This window comes from Mycobacterium sp. MUNTM1, assembly GCF_054660795.1.
Window position 1 is genome coordinate 108,124 of record NZ_BAAGDE010000006.1, and the last position, 17,705, is coordinate 125,828.

Annotated in this window: 14 protein-coding genes; 7 read left to right on the forward strand and 7 right to left on the reverse strand. The window is 68.6% G+C overall.

Going from position 1 to position 17,705, the window contains the following annotated elements; translation table 11 throughout:
• Positions 1-83: 83 nt before the first annotated feature.
• The 7 genes from mfd (at position 84) to ACYQ8K_RS05475 (ending at position 9,396) form a co-directional block, all read left to right on the forward strand.
• Complete coding sequence (gene mfd, locus ACYQ8K_RS05445; RefSeq protein WP_459967429.1) at positions 84-3,740, forward strand: transcription-repair coupling factor; 3,657 nt, start codon at positions 84-86, stop codon at positions 3,738-3,740.
• Between the two features lie 49 nt (positions 3,741-3,789).
• Positions 3,790-4,839, forward strand: coding sequence for a nucleoside triphosphate pyrophosphohydrolase (locus ACYQ8K_RS05450; protein ID WP_459967430.1), 1,050 nt, complete (start codon positions 3,790-3,792; stop codon positions 4,837-4,839).
• A 319-nt stretch (positions 4,840-5,158) separates the two neighbouring features.
• Entirely contained in the window at positions 5,159-5,887 is a 729-nt protein-coding gene (locus ACYQ8K_RS05455; RefSeq protein WP_459967484.1) for a lytic transglycosylase domain-containing protein, read from the forward strand.
• Positions 5,888-5,944: 57 nt separating this feature from the next.
• Complete coding sequence (eno, locus tag ACYQ8K_RS05460; RefSeq protein ID WP_459967432.1) at positions 5,945-7,234, forward strand: phosphopyruvate hydratase; 1,290 nt, start codon at positions 5,945-5,947, stop codon at positions 7,232-7,234.
• 20 nt (positions 7,235-7,254) lie between these two features.
• Complete coding sequence (locus ACYQ8K_RS05465; RefSeq protein ID WP_459967433.1) at positions 7,255-7,962, forward strand: FtsB family cell division protein; 708 nt, start codon at positions 7,255-7,257, stop codon at positions 7,960-7,962.
• Entirely contained in the window at positions 7,955-8,443 is a 489-nt protein-coding gene (locus ACYQ8K_RS05470; protein ID WP_459967434.1) for a DUF501 domain-containing protein, read from the forward strand. The genes ACYQ8K_RS05465 and ACYQ8K_RS05470 overlap by 8 nt, the downstream gene beginning before the upstream one ends.
• A complete protein-coding gene (locus ACYQ8K_RS05475; protein ID WP_459967435.1) occupies positions 8,437-9,396 on the forward strand; it encodes a Ppx/GppA phosphatase family protein in 960 nt (319 codons plus the stop codon). The genes ACYQ8K_RS05470 and ACYQ8K_RS05475 overlap by 7 nt, the downstream gene beginning before the upstream one ends.
• Before the next feature lie 63 nt (positions 9,397-9,459).
• Here the strand turns inward: ACYQ8K_RS05475 and ACYQ8K_RS05480 are convergent, their stop codons facing one another.
• Genes ACYQ8K_RS05480 through ACYQ8K_RS05510 form a run of 7 tightly spaced genes read right to left on the reverse strand, consistent with a single transcriptional unit; the run spans position 9,460 to position 17,640 of the window.
• On the reverse strand, positions 9,460-10,140 hold the full coding sequence (locus tag ACYQ8K_RS05480) for a response regulator (protein ID WP_064953778.1): 681 nt from the start codon (positions 10,138-10,140) through the stop codon (positions 9,460-9,462).
• Entirely contained in the window at positions 10,137-12,713 is a 2,577-nt protein-coding gene (locus ACYQ8K_RS05485) for an ATP-binding protein (protein WP_459967436.1), read from the reverse strand. Before ACYQ8K_RS05485 ends, ACYQ8K_RS05480 begins: the two co-directional genes overlap by 4 nt.
• A gap of 11 nt (positions 12,714-12,724) precedes the next feature.
• Positions 12,725-13,648: a potassium-transporting ATPase subunit C gene (locus tag ACYQ8K_RS05490; protein ID WP_459967437.1), complete on the reverse strand. Its 924-nt coding sequence runs from the start codon at positions 13,646-13,648 to the stop codon at positions 12,725-12,727.
• Between the two features lies 1 nt (position 13,649).
• Entirely contained in the window at positions 13,650-15,800 is a 2,151-nt protein-coding gene (gene kdpB, locus ACYQ8K_RS05495) for a potassium-transporting ATPase subunit KdpB (RefSeq protein ID WP_459967439.1), read from the reverse strand.
• On the reverse strand, positions 15,800-17,470 hold the full coding sequence (gene kdpA / locus ACYQ8K_RS05500; RefSeq protein WP_459967440.1) for a potassium-transporting ATPase subunit KdpA: 1,671 nt from the start codon (positions 17,468-17,470) through the stop codon (positions 15,800-15,802). The genes kdpB and kdpA overlap by 1 nt, the downstream gene beginning before the upstream one ends.
• Positions 17,471-17,560, reverse strand: coding sequence for a potassium-transporting ATPase subunit F (locus tag ACYQ8K_RS05505; RefSeq protein WP_064878954.1), 90 nt, complete (start codon positions 17,558-17,560; stop codon positions 17,471-17,473).
• On the reverse strand, positions 17,557-17,640 hold the full coding sequence (locus ACYQ8K_RS05510) for a potassium ABC transporter ATPase (protein WP_459967485.1): 84 nt from the start codon (positions 17,638-17,640) through the stop codon (positions 17,557-17,559). The genes ACYQ8K_RS05505 and ACYQ8K_RS05510 overlap by 4 nt, the downstream gene beginning before the upstream one ends.
• Between the last annotated feature and the right edge of the window lie 65 nt (positions 17,641-17,705).

A 17,705-nucleotide genomic window follows, 5' to 3' on the forward strand; every position in this document is an offset into this window, starting at 1 on the left:
TCCCTTGACGGCGGCGACCTCAATATTGACGTGGTTCGGTGTGTCCGGCCCTGTCGCCCAGGGCCCCTAGAATGGAATTCATCATGACCGCACCGGGGGCTGCTCGCCCAGAAACCCCGATCGCGGGGCTCGTTGAATTGGCGCTCACCGCGCCGACCTTCCAGCAGTTGATCGACAGCGCGTCCGCTTCGCCTGCCGAATTGAGCCTGGTGGGTCCAGCCAGCGCACGACTGTTCGTCGCCAGTGCGCTGGCGCGGGTGGGCCCTCTGCTGGTAGTCACCGCGACCGGGCGCGAAGCCGACGACCTGACCGCTGAACTGCGCGGGGTCTTCGGCGATTCCGTCGCGGTCTTCCCGTCCTGGGAAACGCTGCCGCACGAGCGACTTTCGCCCGGCGTCGACACCGTCGGCGCGCGGTTGACGGTGCTGCGCCGGCTGGCCCATCCCGACGACGCCCGGCTGGGTCCGCCTTTGCAGGTGGTGGTGACCGCGGTGCGCTCGCTGCTGCAGCCGATGACGCCGCAGCTGGGCCTCGTGGAACCGGTCACGCTGAGCGTCGGGACGGAAATCGAATTCGAGGGCGTGATCACCCGGCTCGCCGAGCTGGCCTACACCCGGGTCGACATGGTCGGCCGGCGCGGCGAATTCGCGGTGCGCGGAGGCATTCTCGACGTCTTCCCGCCGACCGCCGAGCACCCGGTGCGCATCGAGTTCTGGGGCGACGAGGTCAGCGAGATGCGGATGTTCTCGGTCGCCGATCAGCGCTCGATCCCGGAGATCGAGGTCGACACCCTGATCGCGGTGGCCTGCCGTGAACTGCTGCTCACCGATGAGGTGCGGCAGCGCGCCGCGGAGCTGGCCGCCCGGCACCGCAGCACCGAACCCGCCATCACCGGCAGCGTCACCGACATGTTGGCCAAGATCGGCGAGGGCATCGCGGTCGACGGCATGGAGGCCCTGCTGCCGGTGCTTCGGCCCGGCGAGCACGTGCTGCTGACCGACCAATTGGCCGAGCGCACACCGGTGTTGCTCTGCGATCCGGAGAAGGTCCGCACCCGCGCCGCCGACCTGATCAAGACCGGCAGCGAATTCCTCGAAGCGTCGTGGTCGGTCGCCGCGCTGGGTACCGACGCCCCGGTCGACGTGGCGCAGTTCGGCGGATCGGGATTCGCCGAACTCGACGAGGTGCGGGCCGCGGCGGCCCGCGCCGGGCACCCGTGGTGGACGTTGAGCCAGCTGTCCGACGAGTCGGCCGTGGAACTCGATATCCGCTCGGCGCCCTCGGCCCGGGGACATCAGCACGACATCGACGGCATCTTCGCGATGCTGCGCGCGCACGTCAGCACCGGCGGCTACGCCGTCGTCGTCGCGCCCGGCACCGGCACCGCGCACCGCGTGGTGGAGCGGCTGGCCGAATGCGACACCCCCGCCGCCATGCTCGAATCGGGTGCCGCCCCCAAGGCCGGCGTGGTCGGTGTGCTCAAGGGCCCGCTGCACGACGGCGTCATCATCCCCGGCGCCACGCTGGTGGTGATCACCGAGACCGACCTGACCGGCAGCCGGGTGGCGGCCGTCGAGGGCAAGCGCCTGGCGGCCAAGCGGCGCAACACCGTGGACCCGTTGGCCCTGACCGCCGGTGACCTGGTGGTGCACGATCAGCACGGCATCGGCCGGTTCGTGGAGATGGTCGAGCGCACCGTCGGCGGCGCCCGCCGCGAGTACCTGGTACTCGAATACGCCTCGAGCAAAAGGGGCGGCGGCTCCGACAAGTTGTACGTCCCCATGGACTCCCTCGACCAGCTGTCGCGGTACGTCGGCGGCCAGGCGCCCGCGCTGAGCAAGCTGGGCGGCAGCGACTGGACCAACACCAAGACGAAGGCCCGCCGCGCGGTGCGCGAGATCGCCGGCGAGCTGGTGTCGCTGTACGCCAAGCGGCAGGCCAGCCCCGGGCACGCGTTCGGGCCGGACACGCCGTGGCAGGCCGAAATGGAGGACGCGTTCGGCTACACCGAGACCGTCGACCAGCTCACCGCGATCACCGAGGTCAAGGGCGATATGGAAAAGCCGGTCCCGATGGACCGGGTGATCTGCGGCGACGTCGGTTACGGCAAGACCGAGATCGCGGTGCGGGCGGCGTTCAAGGCGGTCCAGGACGGCAAGCAGGTCGCCGTGCTGGTGCCCACCACGCTGCTGGCCGACCAGCATCTGCAGACCTTCTCCGACCGGATGACCGGGTTCCCGGTGACCGTCAAGGGCCTCTCCCGGTTCACCGACGCCGCCGAATCCAAGGCCGTGATCGACGGCCTGGCCGACGGGTCGGTGGACGTGGTGATTGGCACGCACCGGCTGCTGCAGACCGGGGTGCGCTGGAAGGACCTCGGCCTGGTGGTGGTCGACGAGGAGCAGCGGTTCGGCGTCGAGCACAAGGAGCACATCAAGAGCCTGCGCACCCACGTCGACGTGCTGACCATGAGCGCCACCCCCATCCCGCGCACGCTGGAGATGAGCCTGGCCGGCATCCGCGAGATGTCGACGATCCTGACGCCGCCCGAAGAGCGCTACCCGGTGCTGACCTACGTCGGCCCGCACGACGACAAGCAGGTCGCCGCCGCCCTGCGCCGCGAGCTGCTGCGCGACGGGCAGGTCTTCTACGTGCACAACCGGGTCAGCTCGATCGACCGGGCGGCGGCGAAGATCCGGGAGCTGGTGCCCGAGGCGCGGGTGGTCGTCGCGCACGGGCAGATGCCCGAGGAACGGCTGGAACGCACGGTCCAGGGATTCTGGAACCGCGAATACGACATCCTGGTGTGCACCACGATCGTGGAGACCGGACTGGACATCTCCAACGCCAACACGCTGATCGTCGAGCGCGCCGACACCTTCGGCCTGTCGCAGCTGCACCAGCTGCGCGGCCGGGTGGGCCGCAGCCGGGAGCGTGGCTACGCCTACTTCCTGTATCCGCCGCACGCGCCGCTGACCGAAACGGCCTACGACCGGCTCGCCACCATCGCGCAGAACAACGAGCTGGGGGCGGGCATGGCGGTCGCGATGAAGGACCTCGAAATCCGCGGTGCCGGCAACGTGTTGGGTGTCGAGCAGTCCGGCCACGTCGCCGGGGTCGGTTTCGACCTGTACGTCCGGCTGGTGGGCGAGGCGGTGGAGGCCTACCGGGCGGCCGCCGACGGCCAGACCGTCACGACGGCCGAGGAGCCCAAGGACGTGCGGATCGACCTGCCGGTCGACGCGCACCTGCCGCCGGACTACATCGCCAGCGACCGGCTGCGCCTGGAGGGGTACCGGCGGCTGGCCGCCGCGGCCTCCGACGGCGAGATCGACGCGGTGGTGGAGGAACTCATCGACCGGTATGGGGCGCTGCCCGAACCCGCCCTGCGGCTGGTGGCGGTGGCGCGGCTGCGGCTGCTGTGCCGAGCGGCCGGCATCACCGAGGTGTCGGCGGCGTCGGCGTCGACCGTGCGGCTCTCGCCGATGACGCTGCCGGATTCGGCTCAGGTGCGGCTCAAGCGGATGTACCCGGCCGCGAGCTACCGCGCCACGACGTCCACCGTGCAGGTTCCCATCCCGCGGGCCGGCGGGGTGGGCGCGCCGCGACTGCGCGACGTCGAGCTGGTGCAGATGGTGGCCAACCTGGTGACGGCACTGCAAGGCAAACCGCAGGCAGACATTGGTATAACGAGTGAACTACCTGCGTCGATGGCAAGTGAGGAGCGACAAGCGCGATGATCCGCGCCCGCGACGATGCAGAGCTAAGCGATGAGGAGGAGGGGCGCCCGTGATCGTCGTCTTGTTCGACCCGCGCCGCCCCTCGCTGGTACCCGTGGAAGCCATCGAGCACCTCGGCGGCGAAGTGCAATACACCGAGGAGATGCCCGTCGCGGTGCCGTGGTCGCTGCCCGCGGCGCGCCCGGTGCACTCCGGTGAGGACGCCCCGGTGCTGCTGTCGTCGGACCCCGAGCACCCCGCCGTCGTCGCCCGGTTGGCGGCCGGGGCCCGGCTGATCTCGGCGCCCGAGACGCCGCGCGGGGAACGGCTGGTCGATGCCGTCGCGATGATGGACAAACTGCGCACCGCCGGGCCGTGGGAGAGCGAGCAGACCCATGACTCGCTGCGCAGGTTTCTGCTGGAGGAGACCTACGAGCTGTTGGACGCGGTCGGCAGCGGTAACGCCGAGGCGTTGCGTGAGGAGCTCGGCGACGTGCTGCTGCAGGTGCTGTTCCATGCCCGCATCGCCGAGGACGCGGCGCAGTTCCCCTTCACCATCGACGACGTCGCCGCCACCCTGATCCGCAAACTGGGCAACCGGGTACCGGGAGTGCTTGCCGGGCAATCGATTTCACTCGAAGAGCAGTTAGCTCAGTGGGAAGAGCGCAAGGCGGCCGAGAAGCCGCGCAAATCGGTGATGGACGAGGTGCACACCGGTCAGCCCGCATTGGCGCTGGCGCAGAAGGTCATTGCGCGCGCAGGCAAGGCGGGCCTGCCCGCGGACCTGATCCCCGAGGCGATCACCTCGATCTCGGTGTCGGCCGACGTCGATGCCGAAAGTGCCCTGCGCAGCGCCGTTCTGGAATTCGTGGAGACGGTCCGCGAGGTTGAGCGGGCGATCTCGGCCGTGCGCCGCGGCACCGGTGTGCCCGAGGAGTTCGACGTCGCCCCGCTCGGCGAGATCTCCGAGGACGAGTGGCGCGAGCACTGGCCGACCGAAGGACCGGCGGCCGACGACCGTCCGGAGCGCCCGGCACCCGAGAGCGACGGCGAGGCCGATGCGTGCCTGGAGGCGGTCGAGGAAGAATCCGCCGCCGACGCGACGGTAGACGAGGCCTGACGCGCCGGCGACGCCCGTGCCGAAGCGCCGCCGGGCCCTAATTCGCACTTTCGGCCGCGAGTCGGAGCGATCACCGGAATGTTTGCCGGATTTGTCATCGATCGCTCGGTAATATCGCGGATGAGGTTGCGAATCCCCGTGGTCGGCGACAGTCTGACTACGCTAGCCGAGACGACTAGCAGCTAACCGAGCATTAGCTGAATCCGACGAGCGGTCGGTGCGCCGAGGCCCGAGGCAACCGGGTAGTTCCCGAACGCATGGGACGATGGTGTGGCGGAAGTTGGTGCAGGCGAGTTTTAGGGGAGCTCAGGAAAGCATGGTGTCGCCGAGGCGTTGGATGCGCGCGGCCGCCGTGATCGGCGCGACCGCAATCGTTCTGGCCTCCAGTTGCACCTGGCAGCTCAGCCTGTTCATTCCCGACGGGGTTCCGCCGCCGGCAGGGGATCCGGTTCCGGCCGTCGACACCCATGCCAGCGGTCGGCCTGCGGATCAGTTGCGCGAGTGGGCGGGGCAGCGGTCGGCGGGGCTGGAGATCCCGGTGATCGCGCTCGAGGCCTACGCCTACGCGGCCCGGGTCGCCGAAGTCGAGAACCCGAAATGTCACATCGCGTGGACCACCCTGGCCGGCATCGGCCAGGTCGAGAGCCACCACGGCACCTACCACGGCGCGCGCCTGGCCCCCAACGGCGATGTGAGTCCCCCGATTCGGGGTGTGCGCCTGGACGGCAGCGGCGGCACGCTGCGCATCGTCGACACGGAGGAAGACGTCACCGACGAAGACGGTGTGACGCGCGCCATGGGGCCGATGCAGTTCATCCCGGAGACGTGGCGGCTCTATGGTGTCGACGCTCACAACGACGGCCGCGTCAGCCCGGACAACATCGACGACGCCGCGCTCGCGGCGGCCGGGTATCTGTGTTGGCGCGGAAAGGATCTCGCGACGCCCCGCGGCTGGATCACCGCGCTGCGCGCCTACAACAACTCCGGTGTCTACGCCCGGGCGGTTCGCGATTGGGCGACCGCTTACGCGAAGGGCCACCCGCTGTAGCAGGATGTATCGCTGACCGGAAAAAGCACGCACCGGCGACGACGCAAGGAGAACTCAGTGCCGATTATCGAGCAGGTCGGGGCCCGCGAGATCCTCGATTCCCGCGGCAACCCGACAGTCGAGGTCGAGATAGCCCTGATCGACGGGACGTTTGCCCGCGCGGCGGTGCCGTCCGGCGCGTCGACGGGCGAGCACGAGGCCGTCGAGCTGCGCGACGGTGGCGAGCGTTACGGCGGCAAGGGCGTGCAGAAGGCGGTGCAGGCCGTGCTGGACGAGATCGGTCCGGCGGTGATCGGCCTGAACGCCGACGATCAGCGGCTGGTGGACCAGGCACTGCTGGATCTGGACGGCACCCCCGACAAATCGAGGCTGGGCGGCAACGCGATCCTGGGCGTGTCGCTGGCCGTGGCCAAGGCCGCCGCCGATTCCGCCGAGCTACCGCTGTTCCGCTACCTCGGCGGCCCGAACGCGCACATCCTGCCGGTACCGATGATGAACATCCTCAACGGCGGCGCCCACGCCGACACCGCCGTCGACATCCAGGAGTTCATGGTGGCGCCGATCGGTGCGCCCAGCTTCGCCGAGTCGTTGCGCTGGGGCGCCGAGGTGTACCACGCGCTGAAGTCGGTGCTGAAGAAGGAGGGCCTGAGCACCGGCCTGGGCGACGAGGGCGGCTTCGCGCCCGACGTGTCGGGCACCGTCGCGGCGCTGGATCTGATCAGCCGCGCCATCGAGTCGGTCGGTTTCAAGCTCGGCTCCGATGTCGCGCTGGCGCTCGACGCGGCGGCCACCGAGTTCTTCACCGACGGCACCGGCTACAAGTTCGAGGGCGCCACCCGCACCGCCGAGCAGATGGCGGACTTCTACGCCGGGCTGCTCGGCTCGTACCCGCTGGTGTCCATCGAAGACCCGCTGTCCGAAGACGATTGGGACGGCTGGGCGACCCTGACCGCCTCGATCGGGGACCGGGTACAGCTGGTCGGCGACGACATCTTCGTCACCAATCCCGAGCGCCTGGAAGAGGGCATCGACAAGGGCGTGGCAAACGCGTTGCTGGTCAAGGTGAATCAGATCGGCACGCTGACCGAGACCCTGGACGCCGTCGCGCTCGCCCACCACAGCGGCTATCGCACGATGATGAGTCACCGCAGCGGCGAGACCGAGGACACCACGATCGCCGACCTGGCGGTTGCCGTCGGCAGCGGACAGATCAAGACCGGCGCACCTGCCCGCAGCGAGCGCGTCGCCAAGTACAACCAGCTGCTGCGGATCGAGGAGGCGCTCGGTGACGCCGCGCGCTACGCCGGCGACCTTGCCTTCCCGCGGTACGCCGTGGAGGCGAAATAGCTTGACGTTCAACGGCTGACATGGCTGACGCGAAACGGCCCGACTCGAAACGGCGCTCCCCGGCATCACGCCCGGGGAAGGCCGGCGATTCGGGCCGGGGCCGTCGCACGGCCAAGCCGTCCTCCAAGCCGTCTTCGCGGACGTCGCCCACGGCGAACCAGGCCGGCCGGACCGCCACACGAACGCAGCAAGAGCATGTCGTCGAGCCCATCACGCGCCAGGCCGCCGAATCGGTGGAGCAGCGCTCCGAGCAGCGGCTGGGTTTCACCGCCCGCCGCGCGGCGGTGCTGGCCGCGGTGATCTGCGTGCTGACATTGACCATTGCCGGACCGGTGCGCACCTATTTCGCGCAGCGCACCGAGATGAATCAGCTGGCCGCAACCGAAGCGGCGCTGCGCCGCCAGGTCGCGGACTTGGAGCAGCGCAAGGCCAAGCTCGGTGACCCGGCCTACATCGCGGCGCAGGCCCGCGAGCGCCTCGGCTTCGTCAAGCCCGGAGACATCCCGTTCCAGGTTCAGCTTCCGCCGTCGGCGGCCGAGCCGGCGCAGCCGGGATCCCCGTCGGCGAAACCGGCCAACAACGACCCCTGGTACACGTCGCTGTGGCACACCATCGCCGATGCCCCGCACCTGCCGCCGGCCAAAGCGCCTGCGCCCGAGGCCCCGCCGGCCGAACCGGGATCGCCCGGCCCGGTGCCCGCACCGAACCCCACGGGTCCCGGTGGTTGATCGTACCGACCTGGAAGCGGTGGCGCGCCAGCTCGGGCGCGAGCCGCGCGGGGTACTCGAAGTCGCCTACCGGTGTCCCAACGGTGAACCCGGCGTGGTGAAGACGGCTCCGAAACTGCCTGACGGCACGCCGTTTCCGACGCTGTACTACCTGACCCATCCGGCCCTGACGGCCGCCGCCAGCAGACTGGAGACCACCGGGTTGATGCGTGAGATGACCGAAAGGCTGGGCAAGGAGCCGGAATTGGCGGCCGCCTACCGGCGCGCCCACGAGTCGTACCTGGCGGAGCGGGACGCGATCGAGCCGCTGGGGACCACGTTTTCCGGCGGCGGGATGCCGGACCGGGTCAAGTGTCTGCACGTGCTGATCGCCCATTCGCTGGCCAAGGGCCCCGGTGTGAATCCGTTCGGCGACGAGGCCCTGGCGATCCTGGCCGACGAGCCCGCGATGGCCGGCATCTTGGTGGCCGGCCGATGGTGACCGGTAGGCTCGCGGGAATCGACTGCGGTACCAACTCAATCCGGTTGCTGATCGCCGACTTCGACGGCGGCAGGCTGCGCGACGTACACCGGGAGACGCGGATCGTGCGGCTGGGTCAGGGTGTCGACGCGACCGGTGAGTTCGCGGCGGACGCGATCGCCCGCACCCGCGCGGCGCTCACCGATTATGCGGCGGTGATCAAAGAGCATGGTGCCCAGCGGGTGCGGATGGTGGCCACGTCGGCCGCCCGTGATGTCGCCAACCGCGACGCCTTTTTCGCGATGACGGCCGAGGTGTTGGGCGCGGTGCTGCCCGGGGCGATCGCGGAGGTGATCACCGGCGCCGAAGAGGCCGAGCTCTCGTTCCGCGGCGCGGTCGGCGAGCTGGATAGTGCGACAGGGCCTTTCGTCGTCATCGACCTGGGCGGCGGCTCCACCGAAATCGTAACCGGCGGCGGTGACGCCGAAGATGGAGTGACGGCCGGCTACTCGGCCGACATCGGCTGCGTGCGGCTGACCGAACGTTGTCTGCATTCGGACCCGCCGACGCGCGAGGAGGTGGCGGCGGCCCGGCGGGTGGTGCGCGAACGACTCGGGGTCGCGCTGGGTGTGGTGCCGGTGGAGGGGGCGAAGACCTGGGTGGGACTGGCGGGGACGATGACGACGCTGTCCGCGCTGGCCCACAACATGACGACGTATGACTCTGCGGCCATTCATCTTTCGCGTGTCGCCGGAGATGACCTGTTGTCGGTGTGCGAGCGGCTGATCCGCATGACGCGGGCCGAGCGCGCGGCGCTGCCGCCGATGCACGAGGGCCGGGCCGACGTGATCGGCGGGGGCGCGATCGTCGTCGAGGAGCTGGCCCGCGAGCTGCGCGCCCGGGCGGGTATCGACGAGCTGACGGTCAGCGAGCACGACATCCTGGACGGCATCGTGTTGTCCATCGCCGGGTAGGTCACATCCGCCCCGCCTGCGTGCAGGCCGAAGTGGCGGATGGCGCGGTTCCGGCCGCAGGTCTCACGCCTCGAAGCGGTATCCCATGCCCGACTCGGTCAGCAGGTGTTTGGGATGCGACGGGTCGTTCTCGAGCTTGCGGCGCAGCTGCGCGAGATACACACGCAGGTAATGCGTTTCGGTCGCATACGCCGGCCCCCACACCTCCTTGAGGAGTTCCTCGCGCCCCACCAGCTTGCCGCGGTTGCGGACCAGGACCTCCAGCATCCCCCACTCGGTCGGGGTGAGGTGGACTTCGCTGCCGTTCTTGGTGACCTTCTTGGCGGCCAGGTCGACGGTGAATGATTCGGTCTCGATCACCGGCTGTTCCAATTCGGAGGCCGCGGTGTTGCGCCGCACCGCCGCGCGCAGCCGTGCCAAGAACTCGTCCATCCCAAAGGGTTTGGTCACGTAGTCGTCGGCGCCGGCGTCCAGCGCCTCTACCTTGTCCGACGAGTCGGTGCGCGCCGACAACACGATCACCGGCGCGGTGAGCCAGCCGCGCAGGCCGGCCAGCACATCGATGCCGGAGATGTCGGGTAGGCCGAGGTCGAGGATCACCACGTCGGGTTTGTGTTCGGCGGCCGCGCGCAATGCGCCGGCCCCGCTGGACGCGGTGATCACCTCGTAGCCCCGCACGGTCAGGTTGATGCGTAGCGCACGCAGGATCTGCGGTTCGTCGTCGATCACCAAAACGCGCGTCATGCCGCGTCCGTCGCTTGCGGCGCAGCCATATCCACGATCACGGTCAGTCCGCCTCCCGGGGTGTCGGTGGCCGTAATTGTCCCGCCCATCGCCTCGACAAAGCCCCGCGCCACGGACATCCCCAGGCCGACGCCGATGGTGTTGTCGTGATCGCCGAGCCGCTGGAACGCTTCGAAGATCTGTTCCTCGGCCCCGTGCGGGATCCCGGGGCCCTCGTCGATGACGTTGATCAGCACGCGATCACCGACCCGCCCGGCGTTGACGCGCACCACACAGTTGGGCGCGTAGCGCAGCGCGTTGTCGATCAGGTTGGCCAGCACGCGTTCCAGTAGCCCGCCGTCGGCCATCACCATGGCGTCGGCCACGTCGACCTTGACCCGGTCGATGGCAGACCGGAAGAAACCGGTGGCGCCCTTGCCGATGCTGATCAGAGCCCGCTGCACGGTCTCCTCCAGATAGACCCGGCTCAGATCCGGATGGATCACCCCGGCGGCCAAACGCGATGAATCCAACAGGTTTCCGACCAGCGCGGTCAACTGATCGATCGACTCCTCGATGGTGGCCAGCAATTCGGCGGTGTCGGCGGGGGAGAAGGCGACATCCTCGGCGCGCAGACTGGAGACGGCAACCTTGGCCGCCGCCAGCGGCGTGCGCAGGTCGTGGCTGACCGCCGACAGCAGGGAGCGTCGCAGTTCGTCGGCCCGGAGTATCGCCTCGGCGCGGCTGGCCTCCTCGGCGAGCTCACGCTGCCTGACCAAGCCCGCGGCCTGCCGCGCCACCGCGCCGAGCACCCTCCTGTCACGCGCGGAGAGCCTGCGGCCCGCCAGCAGCATCCAGAACTCGTCGTCGCCGACCTCGATCGCGGTGTCGGCCGAATCGACGGTGACGCACGGGTCGCGGCCCACACAGGCGACAACCTCGCTCTTCTTGCCGCCGGCCCGGGCGTCCTCGGCCGTCTCTCGCAGCATGCTGACCGTCCGCTGGGCATAGGTCTCTCGTACCCGTTCGAGCAGCGTTTCCAGATCCGCCCCCCGCAGGACGGAGCCCGCGAACAACGTCAACAGCTCCGCCTCTTGCGAAGCGCGGCGCGCTTCCCGGGTGCGTTTGGCCGCGAAGTCGACCAGGACCGCGACGGCGACCGCGATGAGCAGCAGCACCAATTCGGTGATGGCGCTGTTGGGTTCGGCGATGGTGAAGCTGTGCCGCGGCGCGATCAGGTAGTAGTTCAGTAACAACCCGGACAGCACCGCCGAAAGTGCAGCGGGCGCAACGCCTCCCAGCAACCCGACCAGCAGTACACCGATGAAGAACAACGCGCTCTCGCCGCCGGTGTCCAGGTAGGGGTCCAGCATCGTCACCGTGATCGCGCAGATGACCGACGGCACGATGAAGGCCGCCAGCCACGACGCCACCCGTCGCTCGCGGGGCGCGAGCGAGGACGCGCGGAAGCCGCGTTTGGATTCTTCGTGGGTGACCAGGTGGACGTCGATCTTGCCGGACAGCTCGACGATCCTCGGGCCGATTCCCTCCTCGAACAGCCGCGCCCAGCGCGATCGGCGCGAGGTGCCGATCACCAGCTGCGTCGCGTTCATCTCGCGGGCGAACTCGAGTAGGGCCGTGGGCACGTCGTCGCCGACCACGGTGTGCATCGACGCGTCCAGGCTGTTCGCCAGCTCCCGGATCTTGGCCATCCGCGACTCCGACAGCCCGGCCAGCCCGTCACCGCGGATGACGTGCACCACCATGAGTTCGGCGGTCGACTTCGAGGCGATCCGCGACGCGCGTCGCACCAGCGTCTCGGACTCCGGACCACCGGTGACCGCGACGACGACCCGCTCGCGGGCCTCCCACATGTCGGTGATCTTGTTCTCGGCCCGGTATTTGGCCAGCGCGGTGTCGACCTGGTCGGCCAGCCACAGCAGCGCCAATTCCCTTAGCGCGGTGAGGTTTCCACGTCGGAAGTAGTTGGACAGCGCCGCATCGATGCGATCCGGGGCGTAGACATTTCCGTGAGACAACCTGCGGCGCAATGCCTCTGGCGTGATATCGATGAGCTCGACCTGTGACGCCTGGCGCACGATCGAGTCCGGTATGGTCTCCTTCTGTTCGATGCCGGTGATCTGCGCGACGACGTCGTTCAGGCTTTCCAGGTGCTGCACGTTGACCGTGGAGATCACGGTGATCCCGGCGTCGAGCAGTTCCTCGACGTCCTGCCATCGCTTAGGGTTCTTGCTGCCCGGCGTGTTGGTGTGCGCCAGTTCGTCGACCAGCACGACCTGGGGGTGACGCGCCAAAACCGCGGGCACGTCGAGTTCGGGGAAGCTGCCGCCGCGGTATTCGACATAGCGCGGCGGAATCACCTCGATGCCCTCAAGCAGCTCAGCGGTTTTCGACCGCCCGTGGGTTTCCACCACGCCCGCCACCAGATCGGTGCCGCGCTCCAGCCGCCGATGCGCTTCGCCCAGCATCGAGTACGTCTTGCCCACGCCCGGAGCCGCACCGAGGTAGATGCGTAGCTCCCCGCGCTTGGGATGGTGGTCGCGGAGGCTGACGTCACTCACGTCAACCATCATCCCCCCTGGCGCTAGCTCGTGACCGGATACCGGTGGTCGAGTTGCAGGTTTAGTTGCAGCACATCGACGCGCGGTTCACCGAAAAATCCGAGGCCGCGGCCGCTGCTGTTCTGCGCGACCACCTCACGTATCTGATCTGCGCTGACGTGACGCACTTTGGCCACCCGTGCCACCTGGATCTGGGCGTACGCGGGTGAAATGTTCGGGTCCAGACCGCTGCCGCTGGCGGTCACCGCGTCCGCCGGCACCGCCGGCTCGGCCGGTGCGGCGCCGCGGATCGGCACGATCTGCCCGATCGTGTAGTCCTCGCCGTACTTGGCGCATTCGACGCGCGCACCCTGGTAGAGCGCGAGGAACGGCGTGGTCGTCGAGCCGCACGGCTCGTTGAGGCTGACCACCCGGGCCGGGTGGGTGACGTTGCCGCGACCGTCGCGCGGGCCGATCACCGACAGCACCGCACCCACGCCGCCGCCCGTGCAGAACGGCCGCGACCCGTCGACGCCCTCCAGCTTGCCCACCGCCGCGCTGCGTGAGCACACCGTCGTCAACAGGCTCGGCTTGAAACCCGCGTCCGACGCGGACTTGCCGGCCGCCAGTTGGGACGGATCGGCGGGTATGTCGACGATGCTTTCCGGCCCGAGGTTGCTGCCTCCCGACGACGTCGGGTCATACCCGGTGCCGGCCGCCGAGGGGCGGCTCTGGAAGTACTGCGGCAGCGCGTTGCCGCCGGGGTCGGTGAACGACTGACCGATCAGCCTGCTGCCCACCGGCTTTCCGTCGGCGGTGAGTATCGACCCTTCGGCCTGGTCGCGCAGTCCGGGGAATTGCGCGACCACCCAGATGAACAGCGGGTAGGCCAGGCCGGTGATCACGGTCAGTACCAGCAGCGTGCGCAATGCCGCCCAATGCAGGCGGACGAAATTCGAGAACGTCATGTCAGGACATCCCTGGGATGAATTGGACGATCAGGTCGATCGCCTTGATTCCGATGAACGGGGCGACGATGCCACCGAGGCCATAGACGTAGAGGTTGCGGCTCAACAGCTTTGACGCGCTGCTCGGCGTGTACCGCACGCCGCGCAGCGACAGCGGTATCAGCATGACGATGATGATCGCGTTGAAGATGACCGCGGACAGGATCGCCGATTGCGGGCTGTGCAGCCGCATCACGTTGATCAGATCCAGCCCGGGGAACAATGCGACGAACATCGCCGGGATGATCGCGAAGTACTTCGCGATGTCATTGGCGATCGAGAAGGTGGTCAGCGCGCCACGGGTGATCAACAGCTGCTTACCGATTTCCACGATCTCGATGAGTTTGGTGGGATCGGAGTCCAGGTCGACCATGTTGCCGGCCTCTTTGGCCGCCGACGTGCCGGTGTTCATCGCCACTCCCACGTCGGCTTGAGCCAGGGCGGGCGCGTCATTGGTGCCGTCGCCCGTCATCGCGACCAGCTTGCCGCCCGCCTGCTCGCGCTTGATCAACTCGAGCTTGTCCTCGGGCGTGGCCTCGGCCAGGAAGTCGTCGACCCCGGCCTCGTCCGCAATCGCCTTGGCGGTCAACGGGTTATCGCCGGTGATCATCACCGTCCGGATGCCCATCCGCCGCATCTCGTCGAACCGCTCGCGCATGCCCTGCTTGACGACGTCCTTGAGGTGGATGACGCCGAGCACCGCCGCCTCACCGTCGCGGCTTTCCCCGACCACCAGCGGGGTACCACCGCCGGCCGAGATGCCGTCGACGACCTCGCCGAGCTGCTGGGGGACCTTACCCCCTTGGGCGCGAACCCATTCCGCGACCGAACTCGCCGCGCCCTTGCGCAGCAGGTGGCCGTCGAGGTCGACGCCGGACATCCGGGTGGTGGCCGAAAACGCCACCCACTGGGCCTGGGACAGCTCACCCGGCGTGCGCGCACGCAGCCCGAAGTGCTGCTTGGCGAACACGACAACCGAACGGCCCTCGGGTGTTTCGTCGGCCAGGCTGGACAACTGTGCGGCGTCGGCCAGCTGCTCGGCGGAGACCCCGTCGAGCGGGATGAACGCCGCGGCCTGCCGGTTGCCCAGCGTGATGGTGCCGGTCTTGTCCAGCAGCAGGGTATTGACGTCGCCGGCGGCCTCCACCGCCCGCCCGGACATGGCGAGGACGTTGCGCTGCACCAGACGGTCCATCCCGGCGATGCCGATCGCCGACAGCAGCGCGCCGATCGTCGTCGGGATCAGGCACACCAACAACGAGACCATCACGATGCCGGTGACGCCGCTTGCGCCCAGCGCCTGGCCATCCGGGACGCCGGGGTTGTTGGCCTTGGAGTAGATCGCCAACGGCTGCAGGGTCGCCACGGCGAAGACGAAGATGATCGTCAACGCGGCCAGCAGGATGTTCAGCGCGATCTCGTTCGGTGTCTTTTGCCGGTTGGCGCCCTCGACCAGCGCGATCATCCGGTCGATGAAGCTCTCCCCGGGCTTTTGGGTGACCTTGACGACGATGCGGTCGCTGAGCACGGTGGTGCCGCCGGTGACCGCGGAACGGTCGCCGCCAGACTCGCGGATCACCGGCGCCGACTCGCCCGTGATGGCCGATTCATCCACGGAGGCAATGCCTTCCACGACGTCACCGTCGCCCGGGATCACCTGCCCCGCCTCGACCACGACGATGTCGCCACGCTGTAGCTGCGGTGCGGCGACCGCTTCCTCCACCGCGGTCGCGCCGGGCGCCCAGTCCTTGAGCCGCCGGGCCATGGTCTGGGTCTTGGCCCGGCGCAGCGTTTCGGCTTGCGCCTTGCCCCGGCCCTCGGCCACCGCCTCGGCCAGATTGGCGAACAACACGGTGAGCCACAACCAGATCACGGTCAGCCAGGCGAACCAGGTCGGGTCGATGATGGCCAACGCGGTGCTCCAGGCGGCGCCGATCTCCACGATGAACATCACCGGGTTGCGCCACAGCGTGCGTGGGTCGAGTTTGCGCAGCGCGTCCGGTGTGGACTTCCACAGCATCTTCGGGTCGAGCAGGCCGCCCTGCACCCGTTTTCTGCCGGCGGACGCCGCCGGCTGGGGCCGCTCGGTGGGGTGGATCGCGGTCGCGGTCATCAGTGGATTCCTTCGGCGAGAGGCCCGAGCGCGAGCATGGGCAAGAACGTGAGGGCAACGACGATCAACGTGACGCCGGCGACCATGCCCACGAACTGCGGCCGGTGCGTGGGCAGGGTCCCCGCCGAATCCGGTGTGCTGCCCTGCCTGGCCAGCGACCCGGCCAGGGCCAGCACCAGCACGATGGGCAGAAACCGGCCGAACGCCATGGCCAGGCCGAGGGCCGTGTTGTACCAGTCGGTGTTGGCGCTCAGTCCGGCGAAGGCCGACCCGTTGTTGTTGGCCGCCGAGGTGAACGCGTAGAGCACCTCGGAGAGCCCGTGTGGTCCGCCGTTGAGCATGCCGGCCCGCTCGCCGGGCAGCGCCATCGCGATCGCGGTGCCGGTCAGCACGATCAACGGTGTGACCAGGAAATAGGTTGCGGCAAGCTTGATTTCGCGCGGGGTGATCTTCTTGCCGAGGTATTCGGGGGTACGCCCGACCATCAACCCGGCGACGAAGACGGTGATCACCGCCAGCACGAGGATGCCGTACAGGCCCGAACCGGTGCCGCCGGGGGCCACCTCGCCCAGCTGCATGTTGAACATCGCGATCATGCCACCGAGGCTGGTCAGGGAGTCGTGGGCGGAGTCGACCGCCCCGGTGGAGGTGAGCGTCGTCGCGGCCGCGAACACCCCCGAGTCGGTGACGCCGAAGCGCTGCTCGACGCCCTCCATCGCGGAGCCGATCGACGTGGGCACGGTGCCGTGGTGCTGCGCCTGGAACCACAGCATGAACGCCGTGCTGGCCGTGTACAGCGTCGCCATCACGGCCGCGATCGCGAAGCCCTGCTTGGGGTTACCGACCATGCGCCCGAAGGTGCGCGGCAACGAGAAGCCGATCACCAGGATCAGGAAGATCTCCAGCCAGTTGGTCCAGACGGTCGGGTTCTCGAACGGGTGTGCGGAGTTCGCGTTGTAGAAGCCGCCGCCGTTGGTGCCGAGCTCCTTGATGACCTCCTGGCTGGCCACCGGGCCGCCGGTGATGGTCTGCTGCGTCCCGTTGACGGTGGTCACCAGCTGGTCGTGCAGGTGGAAGTTCTGGATAGCCCCGCCGGCCACCAGCAGGATCGCGCTGAGGACGGCGATGGGCAGCAGGATGCGCAGCGTTCCGCGGACCAGGTCGACCCAGAAGTTGCCCAGCTCGCCGGTGCGCCTGCGGGCGAACCCGCGCACCAGCGCGACGGCCACCGCCATGCCGACGGCGGCCGACACGAAGTTCTGCACCGCCAGGCCGGCCATCTGGACCAGATGGCCCTGAGTCGTCTCGCCCGAATACGCCTGCCAGTTGGTGTTGGTGACGAAGCTGACCGCGGTGTTCCACGCCAGCGAGGGCGTCATCTTGGTGGCCGGGTCGTGCAGGTGCAGTGGCAACTTGTTTTGCACGAGCTCGAACACGAACAGGAACAGGATGCTGACCGACGAGAACGCCAACACGCTGCGGGCGTAGGCACCCCATGTCTGCTCCGAACGGGAATCGACCCCGATCAGCCGGTAGATCACTCGCTCGGCGTAGAGGTCCTTTTCGGACGTGTACACCCGAAACATATAGTCCCCGAAGGGCACATGGACGACCACCACCGCCGCGACGAGGACAACGAAGAAAAGCACCCCGGCCGTTGTCGTGTTCACTTAGAACCTCTCCGGGAACAGCAGGGCGCCCCCGAGGTAGAGCGCGATGACGATGGAAAGCACCAAGCCGATCGCGTTTTGGTAGTTCACAGCCGCTCGACCAACTTCTGAGCCAGGCCGAGCGCGGCGAACACCGCCACGGTCAGCATGAGATACACCACCACGCCCATCGTTTCTCCGTCCCGCGCCCATCGCGTGCATAAGAAAGGACCCCGGCAAATCAGCCACAGCGCAG